Annotated in this window: 19 protein-coding genes and 1 pseudogene; 8 read left to right on the top strand and 12 right to left on the bottom strand. The window is 73.2% G+C overall.

Annotation, left to right across the window (positions count from 1 at the left end):
- Window positions 1-118: 118 nt before the first annotated feature.
- The 7 genes and pseudogenes from ACFYY7_RS03985 to ACFYY7_RS03955 form a co-directional block, all read left to right on the top strand.
- Window positions 119-1,024: pseudogene (locus tag ACFYY7_RS03985) on the top strand (ADP-ribosylglycohydrolase family protein); the annotation flags it as partial.
- Between the two features lie 276 nt (window positions 1,025-1,300).
- On the top strand, window positions 1,301-2,584 hold the full coding sequence (locus ACFYY7_RS03980; RefSeq protein WP_388657117.1) for an ADP-ribosylglycohydrolase family protein: 1,284 nt from the start codon (window positions 1,301-1,303) through the stop codon (window positions 2,582-2,584).
- Window positions 2,526-3,713 (top strand): ADP-ribosylglycohydrolase family protein, encoded by a 1,188-nt coding sequence (locus tag ACFYY7_RS03975; RefSeq protein ID WP_388656646.1) that lies wholly within the window; start codon window positions 2,526-2,528, stop codon window positions 3,711-3,713. Before ACFYY7_RS03980 ends, ACFYY7_RS03975 begins: the two co-directional genes overlap by 59 nt.
- Window positions 3,710-5,083 carry an ADP-ribosylglycohydrolase family protein gene (locus ACFYY7_RS03970; protein ID WP_388656643.1) on the top strand — a complete coding sequence of 458 codons (1,374 nt, stop codon included), beginning with the start codon at window positions 3,710-3,712 and terminating at the stop codon, window positions 5,081-5,083. The genes ACFYY7_RS03975 and ACFYY7_RS03970 overlap by 4 nt, the downstream gene beginning before the upstream one ends.
- Window positions 5,080-5,964: a ribokinase gene (gene rbsK, locus ACFYY7_RS03965; protein ID WP_388656640.1), complete on the top strand. Its 885-nt coding sequence runs from the start codon at window positions 5,080-5,082 to the stop codon at window positions 5,962-5,964. Before ACFYY7_RS03970 ends, rbsK begins: the two co-directional genes overlap by 4 nt.
- A complete protein-coding gene (locus tag ACFYY7_RS03960; protein ID WP_388656637.1) occupies window positions 5,961-7,160 on the top strand; it encodes a CaiB/BaiF CoA transferase family protein in 1,200 nt (399 codons plus the stop codon). The genes rbsK and ACFYY7_RS03960 overlap by 4 nt, the downstream gene beginning before the upstream one ends.
- A complete protein-coding gene (locus tag ACFYY7_RS03955; protein ID WP_388656634.1) occupies window positions 7,157-7,963 on the top strand; it encodes an HpcH/HpaI aldolase/citrate lyase family protein in 807 nt (268 codons plus the stop codon). Before ACFYY7_RS03960 ends, ACFYY7_RS03955 begins: the two co-directional genes overlap by 4 nt.
- Window positions 7,964-8,026: 63 nt before the next feature.
- Here the strand turns inward: ACFYY7_RS03955 and lgt are convergent, their stop codons facing one another.
- From lgt to hisI, 11 genes are all read right to left on the bottom strand, one after another.
- Entirely contained in the window at window positions 8,027-9,064 is a 1,038-nt protein-coding gene (gene lgt / locus ACFYY7_RS03950) for a prolipoprotein diacylglyceryl transferase (protein ID WP_388656631.1), read from the bottom strand.
- Window positions 9,065-9,174: 110 nt separating this feature from the next.
- Window positions 9,175-10,002, bottom strand: a complete 828-nt coding sequence (locus ACFYY7_RS03945; RefSeq protein WP_388656628.1) for a thioredoxin domain-containing protein — start codon at window positions 10,000-10,002, stop codon at window positions 9,175-9,177.
- Between the two features lie 74 nt (window positions 10,003-10,076).
- Window positions 10,077-10,889, bottom strand: coding sequence for a tryptophan synthase subunit alpha (trpA, locus tag ACFYY7_RS03940; protein ID WP_388656625.1), 813 nt, complete (start codon window positions 10,887-10,889; stop codon window positions 10,077-10,079).
- A complete protein-coding gene (trpB, locus tag ACFYY7_RS03935; RefSeq protein ID WP_351257677.1) occupies window positions 10,886-12,166 on the bottom strand; it encodes a tryptophan synthase subunit beta in 1,281 nt (426 codons plus the stop codon). Before trpB ends, trpA begins: the two co-directional genes overlap by 4 nt.
- 137 nt (window positions 12,167-12,303) lie before the next feature.
- Complete coding sequence (gene trpM / locus ACFYY7_RS03930) at window positions 12,304-12,519, bottom strand: tryptophan biosynthesis modulator TrpM (protein ID WP_373302390.1); 216 nt, start codon at window positions 12,517-12,519, stop codon at window positions 12,304-12,306.
- 8 nt (window positions 12,520-12,527) lie between these two features.
- On the bottom strand, window positions 12,528-13,337 hold the full coding sequence (trpC, locus tag ACFYY7_RS03925; RefSeq protein WP_266736658.1) for an indole-3-glycerol phosphate synthase TrpC: 810 nt from the start codon (window positions 13,335-13,337) through the stop codon (window positions 12,528-12,530).
- Between the two features lie 124 nt (window positions 13,338-13,461).
- Complete coding sequence (locus tag ACFYY7_RS03920) at window positions 13,462-13,959, bottom strand: DUF2752 domain-containing protein (RefSeq protein ID WP_388656621.1); 498 nt, start codon at window positions 13,957-13,959, stop codon at window positions 13,462-13,464.
- An 80-nt stretch (window positions 13,960-14,039) separates the two neighbouring features.
- Entirely contained in the window at window positions 14,040-14,288 is a 249-nt protein-coding gene (locus ACFYY7_RS03915; RefSeq protein WP_388656618.1) for an HGxxPAAW family protein, read from the bottom strand.
- Between the two features lie 133 nt (window positions 14,289-14,421).
- Window positions 14,422-15,075: a TIGR02234 family membrane protein gene (locus ACFYY7_RS03910; protein WP_388656616.1), complete on the bottom strand. Its 654-nt coding sequence runs from the start codon at window positions 15,073-15,075 to the stop codon at window positions 14,422-14,424.
- A gap of 14 nt (window positions 15,076-15,089) precedes the next feature.
- The gene (locus ACFYY7_RS03905) at window positions 15,090-16,661 is read right to left on the bottom strand and encodes an anthranilate synthase component I (RefSeq protein ID WP_388656613.1); all 1,572 of its coding nucleotides are present in this window, start codon (window positions 16,659-16,661) and stop codon (window positions 15,090-15,092) included.
- Window positions 16,597-16,980, bottom strand: a complete 384-nt coding sequence (gene hisI / locus ACFYY7_RS03900; protein WP_351257662.1) for a phosphoribosyl-AMP cyclohydrolase — start codon at window positions 16,978-16,980, stop codon at window positions 16,597-16,599. The genes ACFYY7_RS03905 and hisI overlap by 65 nt, the downstream gene beginning before the upstream one ends.
- A gap of 84 nt (window positions 16,981-17,064) precedes the next feature.
- Between hisI and ACFYY7_RS03895 the strand changes: the two genes are divergently transcribed.
- Entirely contained in the window at window positions 17,065-17,697 is a 633-nt protein-coding gene (locus ACFYY7_RS03895) for a TIGR03085 family metal-binding protein (protein WP_266736668.1), read from the top strand.
- A gap of 17 nt (window positions 17,698-17,714) precedes the next feature.
- Here the strand turns inward: ACFYY7_RS03895 and ACFYY7_RS03890 are convergent, their stop codons facing one another.
- Window positions 17,715-18,965, bottom strand: coding sequence for an MFS transporter (locus ACFYY7_RS03890; protein WP_388656610.1), 1,251 nt, complete (start codon window positions 18,963-18,965; stop codon window positions 17,715-17,717).
- Window positions 18,966-18,971 lie beyond the last annotated feature (6 nt).

The following is an 18,971-nucleotide window of genomic DNA, read 5'->3' as shown; positions in this document are numbered from 1 at the left end:
GTTCTGACTCTTCATCCGACTGGCCCTTTTGTTGCGATTGTCGGCCTCTGTCCGGGCTCCGCGTGGCAGATATCGAGCAGGACGAGAACTGGCTCGGTGCGAGCGGAGGGTCGACGCGATGGAGTTGATCGCAGGAAATCCGGCGGAGCCGCGGACCGGCGGCGCGGAAGCGGCGGTGCCGGACGGCGCGGGGCCGGGCGCGGTGGCTCGGGGCGGCCTGGTCGACCGGGCCCGCGGCTCGCTGCTCGGTCTCGCGGTCGGGGACGCGCTGGGCGCACCGGCGGAGAACCTGCGGCCCTCGGAGATCCGTCGCCGCTGGGGCCGGATCGAGGGCTTCGTGAGCGACGACCCCGCGGGCACCGACGACACCGAGTACGCGATCTTCTCCGGGCTGCTGCTCGCCCGGCACGGCTCCGCGCTGACCGTCACCCATGTGGAGCGGGCCTGGCACCTGTGGATCGCCGATCTCGACGAGGGGCCGTTCCGCGGTGCCGGGTTCAGCGAGCGCGGGACGCTGGAGAATCTGCGCCGGGGGCTCGCCGCCCCGATCTCCGCCCAGCACCGGCACGCCTGGAGCGACGGCCTGGCGATGAGAGCGGCACCGTTCGGTGTCTTCGCCGCCGGCCGGCCGGCCGAGGCGGCCCGGCTGGTCGCGGTGGACGGGCGGGTCAGCCACGACGGGGAGGGCATCTACGGCGGCCAGGCGGTGGCGGCCGGGGTGGCCGCCGCGATGACGGGTACCGGGGTGACCTCGGTGATCGCCGCCGCGCTGTCGGTCGTCCCCATGGACTCCTGGACGGCGCGTTCGCTGCGCCGCGCGGTGGCGGCCGCGCAGCGCGGCTACCCCGACCGGCTCACCATGGAACGCGCGGTGCGCTCCGCGGTGGTGGTCGGCGGCTACCCGTGGACGGACCTGGCGCCCGAGGCGGTGGGCCTGGCCTTCGGGGCGTTCGCGGCGGCGCGCGGCGACTTCCGTACGGCGGTGCTGACGGCGGTCAACATGGGCCGCGACGCGGACACCACGGCCGCGGTGGCGGGGGCCCTGGCCGGCGCCCTGAACGGGGCGTCCGCGATTCCGCGGCGCTGGGGGGACGCGATCGGCCCGGTCCGGGGCAGCTGCCTGCCGACGATGCGGGGTCACCACGTCCTGGAGATCGCGGAGTTGCTCACTCCGGACGAGGCGGACGAGGTGGGTGAGGGTGATACCGACGACGAGGGCCCGGCCCGTGCCCATGCCCGTGCGCGTACGGACACCGGCGAACCCCAGGAGATTCCGCGTACGACGGCCGGCGCACCGCCCATGCACGACACCCCCCGCACCTCCACCGCTCCCGTCTCCCCTTCCCCCTCCCCCGCGACCCGCACCCGCGCCCGCACCCGTCCCGCGATCGCGCACCGGGCCCGGATCGAGGGGCTGTTGCTCGGGCTGGCCTCCGGGGACGCCGCCGGATGGCCCGCCGCCCGGCACCGGGCCGCCAGGATGCCCGAGTGGACCCGGCGGCTCACCCGGGAGCTCGACACCTTCGCCGAGCAGAACGCCACCACCACGCTGCCCGTCCCCATCGCGCTCAACCAGCCGCCCGAACCGCTGCGGCTGGGGCCCTCCGACGATGCCGAATGGGCGGCCTTCGCCGCCGGGACCCTGCTCACATCGGCTGCCGGCCCACTGCACGGGCTCACCCCCGAACGCCGGATGCGGGCCGCCATCGATGTCGCGTGGAACGCCCTGGCCGCCGAGGTCGCCGCAGCCGCCGCCCGTGCGCCCGAGGTCGAATCCGCGGTGCTCCCGCTGCGCGCCCGGATCTCGGTACGGGCCGGGCTCGGCAATCTCGCCGCCGGGCTGCGCCCGCCCGCCACCGGCCACGACAACCCGCACTACTTCGACGACGCGGCCTGCGTTCGGGCCGCCGTGCTCGCCGTCGCCCACCCCGCGGATCCCGGGGCCGCCGCCGACCTCGCCGAGTTCGACGCCCGCTACACCCAGGACGGCGACGGGGTGCACGGTGCCCGCGCGATGGCCGCGGCGATCGCCGAGGCGCTGGGCGGGGCGGACGTGGACACCGCGGTGAACGCCGCGCTCGCCCAGCTCCCCGAAGGCACCGAGATCGCCCGCAACGCCGCCCACGCCGTCCGGATCGCCCGCGACTTCGTCGGGGAGGCGGCGGGCGCCTTCGCCCTCGTACCCGTGCTGGAGCATCAGATCGTCGACCACGTCTACAGCTACGGGATCGCCGCCGCCGAGACGGTCCCGGTCACCCTCGCCCTGGCCACCGCCGCCCGCGGCCAGATCGCCCAGGCCGTTCCCGCCGCCGCCTGCCTGTCCCGGGTGGCCGACTCGGCGCCCGCCCTGGCCGGCGCGCTGACCGGTGCGCTCGGCGGGATCGGTGCCGTCCCGGACGGCTGGCGGGAGGCATGCCGCACCCTCGCGGGCTGTGCGCTGCCCCGTCTCGCGGGGACCGATCTCATCGAACTCGCCGGGCTGCTGGCAGACACGGAACCGAAGCCCTCGGGTGGACAATTCGGACATGACATCCACGATGCCCACGCGGTCCGAGGCCGGACCCACGACACTCACACTCGATGAACGGATCGCCGGCGCTCTCGTCGGCGCCGCCGTCGGCGACGCGCTCGGCGGTCCGGTGGAGGGCCGGTCCCCCGAGCAGATCGTGGCCCGCCACGGCGGGCGGATCGACGGCGTCGTGGGCCCGTGGGACGGCGAGAACTGGCGCACCGCGCGTCCCATCGCCCCGTACCACAAGGGGGACGGGCACGTCACCGACGACACCTTGATGACCCATGTGCTGGTACGGGTCTACGGCGCCGTGCGCGACCATCTCGATGCCTACGCGGTCGCCGGTCACCTCGTGCCCGAGCTGATCTCCGGCCCTCGCTGGATCCCGGAGCTGGAGGCCGAGGCGCTGCCGCTCCAGCGGATCTTCCTCGCCGAGAAGTGGATCGTCGCCCGGCTGCACTACGGCCATGTCGATCCGCGCGAGGCGGGCAACGGCAACATCGTCAACTGCGGCGCGGCGATGTACATGGCCCCGGTCGGCCTGGTCAACGCCGCCCACCCACAGGCCGCGTACGCCGAGGCGCTGGATGTCGCCGGCGCCCACCAGTCGAGCTACGGAAGGGAGGCGGCCGGGGTCTTCGCCGCGGCCGTCGCCGCCGCCTGCACCCCGGGCGCGACCCCCACGAGCGTCGTCGACACCTGCCTGGCGCTCGCCAAGGACGGCACCCGCTCGGCGATCGAGGCGGTGTGCGAAGTGGCCGCCGGACACAGCGACTTCGAGTCGGCGCTGACCCCGCTGCGTACCGCCGTCGCCCCCTTCGACACGGTCGGCCCCGACTACCGCGCCCCGTCCCTCGGCGCCCGCCGCCCGTCCCGGCTGCACGCCATCGAGGAGCTGCCGATCGCGCTCGGGATGCTGCTCGTCGCGGACGGCGACTACCGGCACACGGTCCTCGGCTCGGTCAACTACGGCCGGGACTGCGACTCGATCGCCACGATGGGCGGCGCCGTCGCCGGGGCGCTCCACGGCGAGCGGGCGATCCCCGCCGACTGGGTGAAAACGGTCGCCGGGGCCAGCCGCCTCGATCTGCACGCCCCCGCCCGGACCCTGGCGGACGTCGCCCGCGAGGTGTTCGTACGGGACACCGCCCGGCGTCGCGCGCACGAGTCGGCGTTCGCCGCGCTGGCGGGTACGCCATGACCGTACGGGTGACGTGGGTGCAGCCCGAGGACCTCGTCGGGCACGAACTGCGCCAGGCGGCCGAGGACGGGCGGGACGCTCGGGACATCGCACGCCGGTGGTACGAGGCGGGCGGCGCCCCGGCCCCGGAGCGCGCGGGCGCCTCCACCCCGCCGGCGCCGGAGCTGCGCGTGCTCGCCGAGCGGCTGCTCGATGAACTCGCCCTGCTGGAACCGCCGTCGGGGATCGACGAGCCGACGGACCTGGCCGCGATCCGGGCCGCGTGCCCCGACTGGCCGGCGCCCCGCACCGACGCTCCGCCGGTGAGCCGGGACCGGCTGCACGCCGCCTGGCTGGGCCGGGCGGCCGGCTGCCTGCTCGGCAAGCCGGTCGAGAAGCTTCCGCTGAACGGCATCCGCGCCCTGGCCCGCGCCACCAACAACTGGCCGCTCACCACCTGGTTCACCGCCCGGAACCTGCCCGCCCCGCTGGCCGCCACCTACCCCTGGAACCGTCGCTCCGCACCCAACTCGCTGGCCGAGAACATCGACGGCATGCCCGAGGACGACGACCTCAACTACCCCTTGCTCACGGTGCTGTTGCTCCAGCGGTACGGGCCGTCCTTCACCACCGGGGACCTCGCGAGGCTCTGGCTGGACGAGCTCCCGGCCGGCCGGACGTTCACCGCCGAGCGGGTCGCGTACCGCAATCTGCTGGACGGCATCGAGCCCCCGCACACCGCCGGGTACCACAACCCGTTCCGGGAGTGGATCGGCGCGCAGATCCGGGCCGATGTGCACGGCTGGACCCATCCGGGCGACCCGGCGGCCGCGGCGGAACAGGCACATCGGGACGCCGTCCTCAGCCACACGGCCAACGGGGTGTACGGGGCGATGTTCACCGCCGCGGCGCTCGCCGAGGCGGCCGGGGGCGGGAGCGATGTGCACGGGTGCCTGGCCGCCGGGCTGCGCGTCGTACCGCCGCGTTCGCGGCTCGCGCAGGCGGTGCGCTCCGGCGTCGCGGCGGCCCGCGGCAGCGCCTGCTTCGACAAGGTGGCCGACCGGCTGCACGCCGAGTACGGCAGGTACCACTGGGTCCATGTGCTGCCCAACGCCGCGCTGCTCGCCGCCGCCCTCACCCATGCCGACGGCGACTTCTCGCTCTCCATCTGCCGGGCCGTTTCGGGCGGCTGGGACACCGACTCCAACGGTGCGACCGCCGGTTCGCTCGCCGGACTGCTGGCCGGGGCCCCGTCGCTGCTGCCCGACCGCTGGACCACCCCGCTGAAGAACCGGCTCGCCTCGTCCGTCCCCGGCTTCGACGCCGTCGGCTTCGACGAACTCGCCGAACAGACCCACCGGCTCACCCACAAGGAGGCACTGTGCCCATGACCGGCATCGCGGTGCTAGGCAGCACCAATATGGACCTCGTCGCATACGTCGAACGGGCCCCGGAGCGCGGCGAGACCGTCACCGGACGGGAGTTCCGCACCGTCCCGGGCGGCAAGGGCGCCAACCAGGCCGTCGCCGCCGCCCGCGCGGGCGGCGAGGTGATGATGATCGGCGCGGTGGGCGACGACGAGTACGGCGCCGTGCTCCGGGCCGGCCTGGAGCACGCGGGCATCGACACCGATCTGCTGCACACCGCCGAGGGCCCCAGCGGCACCGCGCACATCGTCGTGGACGACACGGGCGCCAACTCCATCGTGGTGATCCCCGGCGCCAACGGCACCGTCACCGCCATCGGTCCCGGCGAGATGGCCGCCATCGCCGAAGCCGATCTGCTGCTGCTCCAGCTGGAGCTTCCGATGTCCGCGGTGATCGAGGGCGCCCGGGTGGCCCACGCCCAGGGCGTCCGGACCATCCTCACCCCCTCCCCCGTGCAGCCGCTGCCGTCCGAACTCCTCGACTGCGTCGACCTGTTGATCCCCAATGAGCACGAGGCGGCAGAGCTCTCCGGCTTCACCGACCCCCATGCGGCGGCACGGCACCTGCTCAGCCAGGTGCCCGCGGTCATCATCACGCTGGGCTCGAAGGGCTGCCTGTACGCGGCCCGGGGCGGCGAACCCGTCGTCCTCCCCGCGCCCGAGGTCACCGCCGTCGACACCACGGGGGCGGGCGACACCTTCGTCGGTACGCTCGCCGTCGCGCTCGGCGAGCGGCGGCCCGTGCCCCAGGCGCTGGCCTGGGCGTCGGCGGCCGCCGCGCTCTGCGTACAGCGGCCGGGCGCCTCGACCTCCATGCCGTACCGCACCGAGATCGACGCCGCGTGAACGCGCCGGCGCAGGCCCCCCTGACCGGGCTGCGGGTCGTCGACCTCGCCACGCTCTTCGCCGGTCCGCTCTCCGCCACCATGCTCGGCGACTTCGGCGCCGAGGTGATCAAGGTCGAGCATCCGCGCAGGCCCGACCCCTCGCGCGGGCACGGCCCCACGAAGGACGGCGTCGGCCTGTGGTGGAAGCTGCTCGGCCGCAACAAGCGCAATCTGACCCTCGACCTGTCCACCCCCGACGGCCGCGACATCCTGCTCCGGCTGGCCGCCGGGACCGACGTGATCATCGAGAACTTCCGGCCGGGGACGCTGGAGCGCTGGGGCCTGGGCTGGGCAGAGCTGCACGCGGTCAACCCGCGGCTGGTCCTGGTCAGGGTCACCGGGTTCGGACAGTTCGGCCCGTACGCGCACCGCCCCGGCTTCGGCACCCTGGCCGAGGCGATGAGCGGATTCGCCGCGATCACCGGGGAACCGGACGGGCCGCCCACGCTGCCGCCGTTCGGGCTCGCCGACTCGATCGCGGCGCTGGCCACCGCGTACGCCGTGATGGCCGCGCTCGCCGGACGGGAGCGCACCGGCCAGGGGCAGATCGTCGACATGGCGATCATCGAGCCGATCCTGACCGTGCTCGGCCCGCAGCCCATCTGGTACGACCAGCTCGGCTACGTACAGCCCCGCACCGGCAACCGCTCCCGCAACAACGCCCCGCGCAACACCTACCGCACCTCGGACGGGCACTGGGTCGCGGTCTCCACCTCCGCGCAGTCGATCGCCGAACGGGTGATACGCCTGGTCGGCCGGGCCGAACTGATCGACGAGCCCTGGTTCGCCACCGGCACCACCCGCGCCGAGCACGCCGACGAGCTCGACGAGGCGGTCGGCAACTGGATCGCCCGTCACACCCGCCAGGAGGCGGTCTCGGCCTTCGAGAAGGCGGAGGCGGCCATCGCGCCGATCCACGACGTCCAGGACGTGATGGAGGACCCGCAGTACCGGGCCCTGGACTCCGTCACCGAGGTCGACGACCCGGAGCTGGGCCCGCTGCGCATGCAGAACGTGCTGTTCCGGCTCTCCGCGACACCGGGCGCGATCCGCTGGGCGGGCCGGCCGCACGGCGCGGACACCGAGGAGATCCTCACCGCACTGGGCCTGTCGGGCCCGGAGATCGCGGCGCTGCGGGCGGAGCGCGTCCTGTGACGGCGGCGGTCCCGCTCACCTGGCTGTACGTCCCCGGGGACCGGCCGGAGGTGGTGCGCAAGGCGCGGGATTCGGGCGCGGACGTGGTGATCGTGGATCTGGAGGACGCGGTCGCGCCGGACCGCAAGGAGTACGCGCTGTCGGCCACCGCCGAGCTGCTCTCCGAAGCGGCCGGGGACACGGCCGTGCCGGTCCACGTCCGGGTCCACACCGAGGCGGACGTGCTCGCCCTGGCCGGGCTGCCGGGGCTCGCCGAGCTCCGGCTGCCCAAGATCACGCATGCGGCGTCCGTCCATCACATCGCGGCCGTGGCGCCGGGGGTCGCGCTCTGTCCGCTGCTGGAGTCGGCGCTCGGCATCGAGCACGCGTACTCGGTGGCCGCCTCCCACCCCCAGGTGCGTTCCATCGCCCTCGGCGAGGCGGACCTGCGCGCCGATCTGGGGGTACGGGACGACGCCGGGCTCGACTGGTCGCGCAGCCGGGTGGTGGTCGCCGCCCGCGCGGCCGGGCTCGCCCCGCCCGCCCAGTCGGTGTTCCCGGACGTCCGGGACCTGGACGGTCTGTGGGCGTCCTGCGCGCACGGCCGGGCGCTGGGCTTCCTGGGCCGGGCGGCGATCCATCCCCGCCAGCTCCCGGTGATCGAGCGGGCGTTCCGCCCGACGCCGCAGGAGATCGAGGCGGCGGCGGAGATCGTGGCGGCGGCCGTGGCGGACGAGGGCGCGCTGGCGCTGCCGGACGGCCGGTTCGTCGACGCGGCGGTGGTGGCCTCGGCCCGCCGGACGCTGGCGCTGGCCGGCGAGTGAGACCACATGCGTGGGGCCCCGGACCGCGATCGGTCCGGGGCCCCACGAACGGGTTCACACGGCTCAGCCGTTCTTGGCCGCTTCCGCGGTGTCGTTCTTCTCCAGAGTCGTGACGGCGGCCTCGGCGCTCTTGGAGTCCGTGTCGCTCCTGGGGCCCGCGTCGGCCTTGGCTGCCACGTCCTCCTTGGCTGCCGTGCCGTCCCTGGAATCCTCGGCGCTCTCGGAATCCGCGTCGGCCTCGGCGTCACCGGTCTTCGCCGCCTCCGCAGCTTCCGCCGCCTCCTCCGCGGCGCCCGGCTCCACGATCTCCTCGCGCCCCGGCCGCAGCTTCGCCGAGATCACGAAGTACGCCACGGCCAGCACGAAGACGATCAGCGCGGTCCACACGTTCAGGCGCAGGCCCAGGATGTGGTGGGCCTCGTCGACCCGCATGTACTCGATCCAGGCCCGCCCCGCGCAGTACGCGGCGACGTACAGGGCGAACACCCGGCCGTGTCCGAGCTTGAAGCGGCGGTCCGCCCAGATCACCAGCAGGGCGGCACCGACGCACCACAGCGACTCGTAGAGGAACGTCGGGTGGTAGGTGCCGGCGACCCGGTTGGGACCCTCACTGATCTTCAGCGCCCACGGCAGATCGGTCTCCTTGCCGTACAGCTCCTGGTTGAACCAGTTGCCCCAGCGGCCACAGGCCTGGGCCAGGGCGAGGCCGGGGGCCAGCGCGTCGGCCCAGGCGGGCAGCGGGATCCCGCGGCGGCGACAGCCGATCCAGGCGCCCACGGCACCGAGCGCGACGGCGCCCCAGATGCCGAGGCCGCCCTGCCAGATCTTGAAGGCGTCTACCCAGTTCTCACCCTCGCTGAAGTACAGCTGGTAGTCGGTGATGACGTGGTAGAGCCGTCCGCCGACCAGGCCGAAGGGCACGGCCCAGACGGCGATGTCGGCAACGGTGCCGGATCTGCCTCCCCGGGCGACCCAGCGCTTGTTGCCGAACCAGACGGCGATGAAGACACCGATGATGATGCAGAACGCGTAGCCGCGGAGCGGGATCGGGCCGAGATTGATCACGCCGGTCGACGGGCTGGGAATATAGGCAAGGTCCATGGCAAGGTCGACGCTACCTTGCCGGGTGGGGCGTTCGGCAACCCACCCGACAACTTCTGGGTAACGGGCAGGTCATCGATTCCCCTGGCCGGACCCCGCTCGGGGACCAATCAGGAACCCGACGGGGCGGGGGTGACCTTGGCCGGTTTCTTGCCCTTGTTGGCCTCGGCCACCCACTTCTTCAGGTTCGCTTCGGTAATCGGCTCGTTCCCCTTCTTCGGGAAGATCGATTCCCCGTTGAGCAGCGCGGTCGGTGTGCCCTGGAATCCGCCGTTCTGGAAGGCCGTGTTGGACTTCTTGACCCAGCTGTCGTGCGTGCCGTCGTTCACACAGCTGCGGAAATCGGGGGTGTCGAGCCCGGGGACCTTCCCCGAGAGCTCGATCAGCTTGTCGTTGTCGCCGAAGGCGTCGACGGTCTCCTGCGGCTGGTTGCGGTAGAGCACGTCGTGGTAGGCGGGGAACTTGCCCGCGTCCTGTGCGCAGGCCGCGGCGTTGGCTGCCCGCAGCGAGCCGCTGCCGCCGAGATTGCCGTCGATGATCGTGGCGAGGTGGTACTCGACCTTGAGCTGTCCGCTGTTCTCCAGCTGGTGGATCGTGTCGCGGAAGGCGTTCTCGAACTGGGCGCAGACCGGGCAGCGGAAATCCTCCCAGATGGTGAGCGTGGACGGGGCTCCGTCCGCGCCGACCTGGATGGCCAGGCTGTCCTTCCCGGTCGCGCCGGACGGTGCGACCGCGGGGCCCGAAGCCTCGCCCTTGCCGCTCTTGCCGCCCGAATTCGCGGCGATCACGCCGACGACAGCGGCCAGCGCCAGCACGCCCACCACCGCGCTGGTGACGATCAGCGTGCGCCTGCGGCGCTCGCTCGCCCGCTGGCGCTCACGCTGCTGTACGAGCCGGTCTCGCGCGGCCCTTTTTCCCTGTTCGTTCTTCTCGCTCACACCCGCAGCAACGAACCGGGGAGGCACGTGCGTGCCTCCCCGGTCCAGGTCCACCCGTTCGGGTTACACCCGGTTCACCGCTTTCGAACGCCTTCGGCGAGTTCGCCCGCCAGGGAGCGGACGGCGGCCAGGCCGGCCGCCTCGTCGGGGGCGTCCAGGATGGCCTTGACGAAGGCGGAACCGACGATCACCCCGTCGGCGAAGCCCGCGACCTCGGCGGCCTGCTCGGCGTTGGAGACGCCCAGGCCGACGCAGACCGGCAGCTGAGTGGTGGCGCGGGTGCGCAGGACCAGCTCCTGGGCCTGCTCGCCGACCGAGGCGCGGGTGCCGGTGACGCCCATCAGCGAGGCCGCGTAGACGAAGCCGGAGCCGACCGCGGTGATGGTGGCGAGGCGCTCGTCCTTGCTGCTCGGCGCGACGACGAAGACGGTCGCCAGACCGTGCTTGTCGGCGTGCTCGCGCCACAGCTCGGACTCCTGGACCGGCAGGTCGGGCAGGATGCACCCGGCGCCGCCCGCCTCGGCGAGCTCGGCGGTGAAGCGCTCGACGCCGTAACGGTCGATCGGGTTCCAGTACGTCATGACGAGGATCGGGACACCGGTCGCCTCGTGCGCCTCGCGGACGGTGCGCATCACGTCGGCGATCTTCACCCCGCCGCGCAGGGCGATGTCGTCGGCGGTCTGGATGACCGGTCCGTCGAGCACCGGGTCGCTGTGCGGCAGCCCCACCTCGACGATGTCGGCGCCGCCCGCCACGACCGCCTTCACGGCCTCGATCCCGCCGTCGACGGTCGGGAACCCGGCCGGGAGGTACGCGATGAGGGCGGCCCGGTTCTCCGCCTTCGCCTGTGCGAGGGCGGAACTCAGCAGCTCCACGTTGCCGCTCACTTGGTGACCTCCTCTTCCCCGTCGGCCACATCGGCCTCGACGACACCGTCGGTTCCGTCGTACAGCCCGAAGTAGCGGGCTGCCGTGTCCATGTCCTTGTCGCCGCGGCCGGACAGGTTGACCACGAGCAGCCCGTCCTTGCCGAGCTCCTTGCCGACCTCCAGGGCCCCGGCCAGCGCGTGGGCGCTCTCGATGGCCGGGATGATCCCTTCGGTGCGGGAGAGCAGGCGCAGCGACTGCATGGCCGCGTCGTCGGTGACCGCGCGGTACTCGCCGCGGCCGATGTCCTTGAGGTACGAGTGCTCCGGGCCGATGCCCGGGTAGTCCAGACCGGCCGAGATGGAGTACGGCTCGGTGATCTGGCCCTCGTCGTCCTGGAGGACGTAGCTGCGCGAGCCGTGCAGGATGCCGGGCTCGCCCGCGGTCAGGGTCGCCGCGTGCTCGCCGGTCTCCACACCGTGTCCGGCGGGCTCGCAGCCGATGAGCCGGACGTGCGCGTCCGGGATGAAGGCGTGGAAGAGCCCGATGGCGTTGGAGCCGCCGCCGACGCAGGCGATGGCGGCGTCCGGCAGCCGGCCGGTGCGCTCCAGGATCTGGCGGCGGGCCTCGACGCCGATGACCCGGTGGAAGTCGCGGACCATGGCCGGGAAGGGGTGCGGTCCCGCGACGGTGCCGAAGAGGTAGTGCGTGCGGTCCACATTGGCGACCCAGTCGCGGAACGCCTCGTTGATGGCGTCCTTCAGGGTCCTGGAGCCGGACTTCACGGCGATGACCTCGGCGCCGAGCATCCGCATCCGCGCCACGTTCAGCGCCTGCCGCTCGGTGTCGATCTCGCCCATGTAGATGGTGCATTCGAGGCCGAAGAGCGCGCAGGCGGTCGCGGTGGCGACGCCGTGCTGGCCGGCGCCGGTCTCGGCGATGACCCGGGTCTTGCCCATGCGCCTGGTGAGCAGCGCCTGGCCCAGCACGTTGTTGATCTTGTGCGAGCCGGTGTGGTTGAGGTCCTCGCGCTTGAGGAAGATCCGGGCGCCGCCCGCGTGCTCCGCGAAGCGCGGGACCTCGGTCAGCGCGCTGGGCCGGCCGGTGTAGTTGACCATGAGCTCGTTGAGCTCGGCGGCGAAGGCCGGGTCGTGCTTGGCCTTGTCGTACTCGACGGCGACCTCGTCCACGGCGGCGACGAGCGCCTCCGGGATGAACTTGCCGCCGAACGCGCCGAAATACCCCTCGGCGCTGGGGATCAGACCCTCCGGGTCCGGAATGAAGAAGTCAGATGACATCCGACGTGCTCCTCGACATCGCAATGGGTGGATTCACCGTATGCGCCATGAGCGGAGCGCCACCGCGACCGGCGATCGGTCGGGCGGTGCGGTCGTACGTACGACGGGAGTGGTGCGGGTACGTCGGCCGGGGCTCGCTACAGCGCGGTCCCCGTGCGCCATCGCATGCCGTTGACCTGGCCGGGCTCGTCGCCGATCACGTACCGCACCCGCCGGCCGTGCACCCGGCGCGCGGGGGCGCGGCAGCCACGGGGGCGGCAGCCGCGCGCCAGCGGCGCGTGCGGGACCCGGGCCGTGGCTCCGGTGGGGCGCAGACCCCGCCGGCGACGGGACGCGGGACGTTCGGCGGACACGGGTCGGGTCAGCTCCGTCCGTGCCGAAGGGCGGGGTGGGCGCCGGCGGCGACCAGGTCGGCGACGGCGGCCCGCGGGTCGCGGCCGGTGACCAGCGACTCGCCCACGAGCACCGCGTCGGCGCCCGCGTTGGCATACGCGATCAGGTCGTGCGGGCCCCGGACGCCGGACTCGGCGACCTTGACGATGTGGTTCGGGATCTCGGGGGCGACGCGCTCGAAGGTGGAGCGGTCGACCTTGAGGTCCTTCAGGTTGCGCGCGTTGACACCGATGATCTTCGCGCCGGCGTCCACGGCACGCTCCGCCTCCTCCTCGTCGTGCACCTCGACCAGCGGCGTCAGGCCGATGGACTCGGCGCGCTCGATCAGGGAGACCAGGGCCTCCTGGTCGAGGGCTGCGACGATCAGCAGGGCAAGGTCGGCGCCGTAGGCGCGGGCCTCCCAGAGCTGGTACGAGGTGACGATGAAGTCCTTGCGCAGGACCGGGATGTCGACCTTGGCACGGACGGCCTCCAGGTCGGCGAGCGAACCGCCGAAGCGGCGCTCCTCCGTGAGGACCGAGATGACGGACGCGCCGCCCGCCTCGTAGTCCGCGGCGAGCGCGGCCGGGTCGGCGATCGCGGCCAGGGCCCCCTTGGAGGGGCTGGAACGCTTGACCTCGCAGATGACGGTGACGCCCTCGCCGCGCAGGGCGGCGACTCCGTCCTTGGCTCCCGGAGCGCGCGCGGCGCGTTCCTTCAGCTCGTCGAGGCTGACACGCGCCTGCCGCTCCGCGAGGTCGGCGCGTACGCCGTCGATGATCTCGTCGAGCACACTCACGCGAGCGGCCCCCTTCCGGGACGGTGATGAGGTAAACAGCAGATCAGGATCAGCCATATCAATGCTATCCGCAGGTGGGCTTTCGGCCCGAATCCGGCCGGCGGATGTCCCACTACCTGGGCACTCAGGGCGCCAGGGCCGAACCGAACGGCAGGTTCCGTACCACCGAGAAGACCAGCAGTACGGCCCCGATCCCCCACCAGACGGCAGGCTTCGCCGCGATGCTCATGGGACGGCCCCGCCAGGCGCGGACCACCCAGAGGGCCAAGAGGACGGCGAAGACCGCGTAGCCGGCCACCGCGAGCGCGTTGGAGCCGAGGGCGGCGGCGATGTCGCCGTGCGCGACGGCGTGGGCGCTGCGCAGTCCGCCGCAGCCCGGACAGTAGAGCCCGGTGAAGCGGAGCAGCGGGCAGACCGGGTAGTGGCCGGGCTGGTTGGGGTCGACGGCACCGACGTAGCCGAACGCCCCCACGACGACGGCCAGCACGCCCGCCGGTACGGCCAGCCGCCGGACGCGCGAGGCGGGTACGGGGGCCGGTGGGAAGACCGGCGGGAACGGGTGGCCGGGAGCGGGCCCGGGGGCCGGGGCCGGCACTGCGGCGGGGGTAGGCGATGCGTCCACCCGGTGATTGTCCCCATTGACGCGGAAAGGCGCAGCCCGGACCGGGCTGCGCCTCGTGTGCGTACGGATGCCGCGTGGTGTCAGGAGACCTGGGCCTGTGCGGCACGGGCCCGTGCCTGGGCCATCTCCGCGGACTCCTTCGGCATGCCGAGGCCCGCTGCCTTCATCGCGAGGCCGACGATGCCGCCGATGAGGACGACGGCCATTCCGGCCCAGAAACCGACGACGTTGGCCGCGACCATGAAGACGCCTGCGACGCAGAAGCCGATGAAGGAGATGATGACACCGGTCCAGGCGGCCGGGGTGTGTCCGTGGCTGCTGCCCGCCATGAGTTGCTCCTTGTTGGTGATGCGCTGTTGGTATCGCTGTACGCAAAGCTGGTGGCGCTGTTGGTGCCGCTGTGCTGAAAGCTCGACTTCATTGTCCCGTACGTACGGGTAGGACGTGAGTTGGGGGTCACATCTAGCGCGTCGGGTCCTCGCCGCGGTCCAGGGCCTTCCAGAGGTCCTCGGGCCGGTCCGGGTCGGGGGCGGTGCGGGCGGCCTTGCGGGGGCGAGGGGTGCCGTCCCGTTCGTACCGTCCCGACATGGTGGGCCAGAGCTTTCCGTAGCGCAGGGCGAGCAGCCCTGCGAGCAGGATCAGCAGGCCGCCGGCGGCGGTTACGTAGGGCCACGCGGTGTGGGTGAGCGCGTCGATGGTCGCCGAGGTGTCGCCGGTCGACTGCGCCGCCTTCTCGTCGAGCGCCGCGCTGTCCGAGGCGCCGAGGCAGGCGCTCAGTCCGGCGCCGAGGCCGCTGAGGGCGAGGAGCCCGGCGACGAGCAGCCGGCCGGTCCGGCGGACCGCGAAGACGGCGACGAGGGCGGCCAGACCGACGATGGCGAGGGCCGCCGGGAGGCCGGTGACGTCCTGGCCGTCGGCGGTCAGGGGCAGCGCGCCGCCGCCGACGGACGCCTCGCCCTCGGCCCAGGTCTGGCCGGAGGCGAGCAGGACGACGGCGGCACCCACCGCCCCGAGGAGCAGGCCGGCGGCCAGGCTGCGGCGGCTTCCCGCGCCGCCGGACGCGGTGGCGGCTCGGGCACGGGGCTGGGGTACGGGGACAGCGCTCACATACCCCACTATCCCCTACCGCCTCAGAGCGTGTGGAGCCGGTTGGCCGTATGCACCGCGCGGAGCACCGCCGCGGCCTTGTTGCGGCATTCGGTGTCCTCGCCGACCGGGTCGGAGTCGGCGACGACGCCCGCTCCGGCCTGGACGTACGCGGTGCCGTCGCGGAGCAGGGCGGTACGGATGGCGATGGCGGTGTCGGAGTCCCCGGCGAAGTCGAGGTAGCCGACGCAGCCTCCGTACAGTCCGCGGCGGGTCGGTTCGAGCTCCTCGATGATCTGCATCGCGCGGGGCTTGGGGGCGCCGGAGAGGGTGCCGGCGGGGAAGCAGGCGGTGAGGACGTCGAAGGCGGTGCGGCCCTCGGCGACCTGGCCGGTGACGGTGGAGACGATGTGCATCACGTGCGAGTACCGCTCGATCGACATGAAGTCGACGACCTCGACGGTGCCGGGTGCGCAGACCCGCCCCAGGTCGTTGCGGCCGAGGTCGACCAGCATCAGGTGCTCGGCGCGTTCCTTCGGGTCGGCGAGGAGCTCCTCGCCGAGCGCCTGGTCCTCCTGCGGGGTGGCGCCGCGGTGCCTGGTGCCGGCGATCGGGTGGACCATCGCGCGGCCGTCCTCGACCTTGACCAGGGCCTCCGGGCTGGAGCCGGCGACGTCGAAGCCGTCGAACCGGAAGAGGTACATGTACGGCGACGGGTTGGTGGCGCGCAGCACCCGGTAGACGTCCAACGCGCTTGCCGTGCACGGGGTTTCGAAGCGCTGGGAGGGGACGACCTGGAAGGCCTCGCCGGCCCTGATGCGTTCCTTCACGTCCTCGACGGCGTCCTGGTACGCCTCGCCGCCCCACAGTGCGGTGTACGGGGGCAGCTCGGACGGCGGGAGGGCGGCGGGGACGTTCTCGACGGGGCGGGAGAGGTCCCGTTCCATGGCGTCCAGGCGCGCGACGGCGTCCGCGTACGCCTCGTCGACGCCGGTCGTCAGGTCGTTGTGGTTGATCGCGTTGGCGATCAGCAGGACGCTGCCGTCCCAGTGGTCGAGCACCGCCAGGTCGGAGGTGAGCAGCATCGTCAGCTCGGGGACGTGCAGGTCGTCCTCGGCGCTGTCGCCGATCTTCTCCAGGCGGCGCACGATGTCGTAGCCGAGGTAGCCGACCATGCCGCCGGTGAACGGGGGCAGCGCGTCGTCGACGACCACGTCGTGCGGGGTGTGCAGGGTCTCGATGGTGGCGCGCAGGGCCTGAAGCGGGTCGCCGTCGACGGGGACGCCGACGGGCGGGACGCCCAGCCAGTGGGCCTGTCCGTCGCGTGCGGTGAGGGTGGCGGCGCTGCGTACCCCGATGAAGGAGTAGCGCGACCAGGTGCGGCCGTTCTCCGCGGACTCCAGGAGGAAGGTGCCGGTGCGCTCGCCCGCGAGTTTGCGGTAGAGCCCGACCGGGGTGTCGCCGTCCGCGAGGAGCCTGCGGCTGACGGGGATGACGCGCCGGTCGGCGGCGAGTTTGCGGAAGGTGTCGAGATCCATGGCGGCTGGCCCTTTACTGCGCGAGCGGGAGGACGTCGGCGTCGAAGCAGGTGCGGTCGCCGGTGTGGCAGGCGGCACCCGTCTGGTCGACCTTGACGAGGACGGTGTCGGCGTCGCAGTCCAGGGCGACGGACTTGACCCGCTGGATGTGGCCCGAGGTGTCGCCCTTGACCCAGTACTCCTGGCGGCTGCGGGACCAGTAGGTGCAGCGGCCGGTGGTGAGGGTGCGGTGCAGGGCCTCGTCGTCCATCCAGCCGAGCATCAGCACCTCGCCGGTGTCGTACTGCTGGGCGATGGCCGGGACGAGTCCGTCGGCGCCCCGCTTGAGCCGGGCCGCGATGGCCGGGTCGAGGTTGCTGGACGGCGGCGGGGTGCTGGGCGTGGGCGCGCTGGTCATGCGCCCATTGTGCCGTGGCCGCGGCGGCGTTCTGGTGCGGCGTCCACTGGGCGGACCGGGTGCGTCGGTCGTAGGCTGGCGACCATGTCGACCCATGCGAAGCGTGAACGACTTCTGCTCGCCGACCTGTTGGAGGCGGCGGGACCAGAGGCCCCGACCCTGTGCCACGGCTGGACGACCCGGGACCTGGCCGCCCATGTGGTGGTCCGGGAGCGCCGGCCGGACGCGGCGGGCGGGATCCTGCTGGGCGCGTTGAGGAACCGGCTCGAACGGGTGCAGGCCGAGTTCGCCGCGAAGCCGTACGAGGAGCTGATCCAGCTGATCCGTACGGGGCCGCCGAGATTCTCCCCGTACGCCGTGAAGCAGGTCGACGAGGCCGCCAACACCGTCGAGTTCTACATCCACGCGGAGGACGTCCGCCGGGCCCAGCCCGACTGGTCGCGGCGGGAGCTGGACCCGGTGTTCGCCGATGTGCTGTGGGCGCGCGCCGAGCGGACGGCCCGGATCCTGGGCCGCAGGTCCCCGGTGGGTCTGGTGCTGCGCCGCCCGGACGGCCAGACGGCGGTGGCGCACAAGGGAACCCCGGTGGTGACGGTGACCGGCGAGCCGGGCGAGCTGCTGCTCTTCGCGTTCGGGCGGCAGGACGCGGCCGTGGTGGGCCTGGAGGGCGACAAGGAGGCGGTGGACCGGCTGCACACGGCGGAGCTGGGGATGTAGGGCGTACGGGGGCGGCCTCAGCGCGGGAGTTCCGCGCTGCGCAGCCCGGTGATGGCCAGCCCCGTCACCGCTCCGGAGGCGCACACCGCGGCGCTGGCGACGAAGACCGGGCCGGTCCCCCAGACCGCGACGGCCGCCCCGGTGACCGGGTAGCTGAGCGGGGCGATCGCGTGGGTGAACAGGGTCGAGACCGAGGTGACCCGGCCGAGGTAGGCGGGTTCGGTGACGGTCTGGACCAGTGCGCCCAGCAGGGAGCCGCCGAGGCCGGCGAAGAGCCCGATGCAGAAGGCCACGGCCACGGCGAGGGCCACCGTGGGCATGTAGGCCAGGGCGCCGATGGCGACCGCGCCGACCAGTACCGTCAGGCACATCACCAGCCCGGCGCGCGGCACCCGGCCGCGCACGGCGAGCAGCAGCGCCGACGCACCCGCGCCGATCCCGAACGCGGCGATGATCCAGCCCATGCCGGAGGCGCCCCAGTCACGGTCCCGGGCGAGCAGGATCATTCCGAGGTTGAGCGGCCCGACGAAGCCCAGCTCGCTGACGGCGACGACCAGCATCAGCGGTCCGAGCAGCGGGTGGCGGCGGATGTGGCGCAGCCCGTCGGCCAGGTCGTGCCAGGCGGTGCCGGAGGGTTCGACGTCCTCCCGGTCGGGCAGCGGGCGGATCCGCAGCGACAGCAGCAGCGGCAGCGAAACGGCGAAGAGCACTCCGGCCGCGGCGAAGGCGAGCGTCGGCCCGCCGAGAGCCACCGTGACGCCGCCGAGCGGGGCGCCGACGACGTTGGCGGTACGGGTGGCCAGTCCGCGCATCCCCTGGACCCGGGCCAGCTGTCCGGTGGCGGTGATCCGGGGCGGCAGGGCGCCGACGGCGGGCAGGAAGAGGGCGTCGACCACGCCGAAGACGAGCGCGACGGCGATCAGCATCCACAGCGCGGGCGAGGTCAGCAGCAGCGCGCCGGCCAGGCCGAGGACGACCAGGCAGCGGGCGGCGTCGCTGCCGATGACGACGCGGCGCGGTCCGATCCGGTCGGCGAGCACTCCCCCGCCGAGCATCAGCACGGCCCGGGGTATGGAGCCGACGGCGAGGACGAGCCCGGTCTGGGTGGGGCTGCCGGAGCGGGCGGCGGCCCAGGCGAGCGCCATGTAGTAGACGCTGTCGCCGATCATCGAGGCGGTGTAGGCACCGAGCCAGCGCAGGACGTTGGCGTCGCGGTGGGCGGGGCGTTCGGCGGTCCGCGCGGGTATTTCGGTGTCGGTGACGGTCATGGGGTC

The organism is Streptomyces sp. NPDC001933, assembly GCF_042890955.1.
Taxonomy (GTDB): Bacteria; Actinomycetota; Actinomycetes; order Streptomycetales; family Streptomycetaceae; genus Streptomyces.
This window is presented reverse-complemented; position numbering and strand designations above follow the sequence as displayed.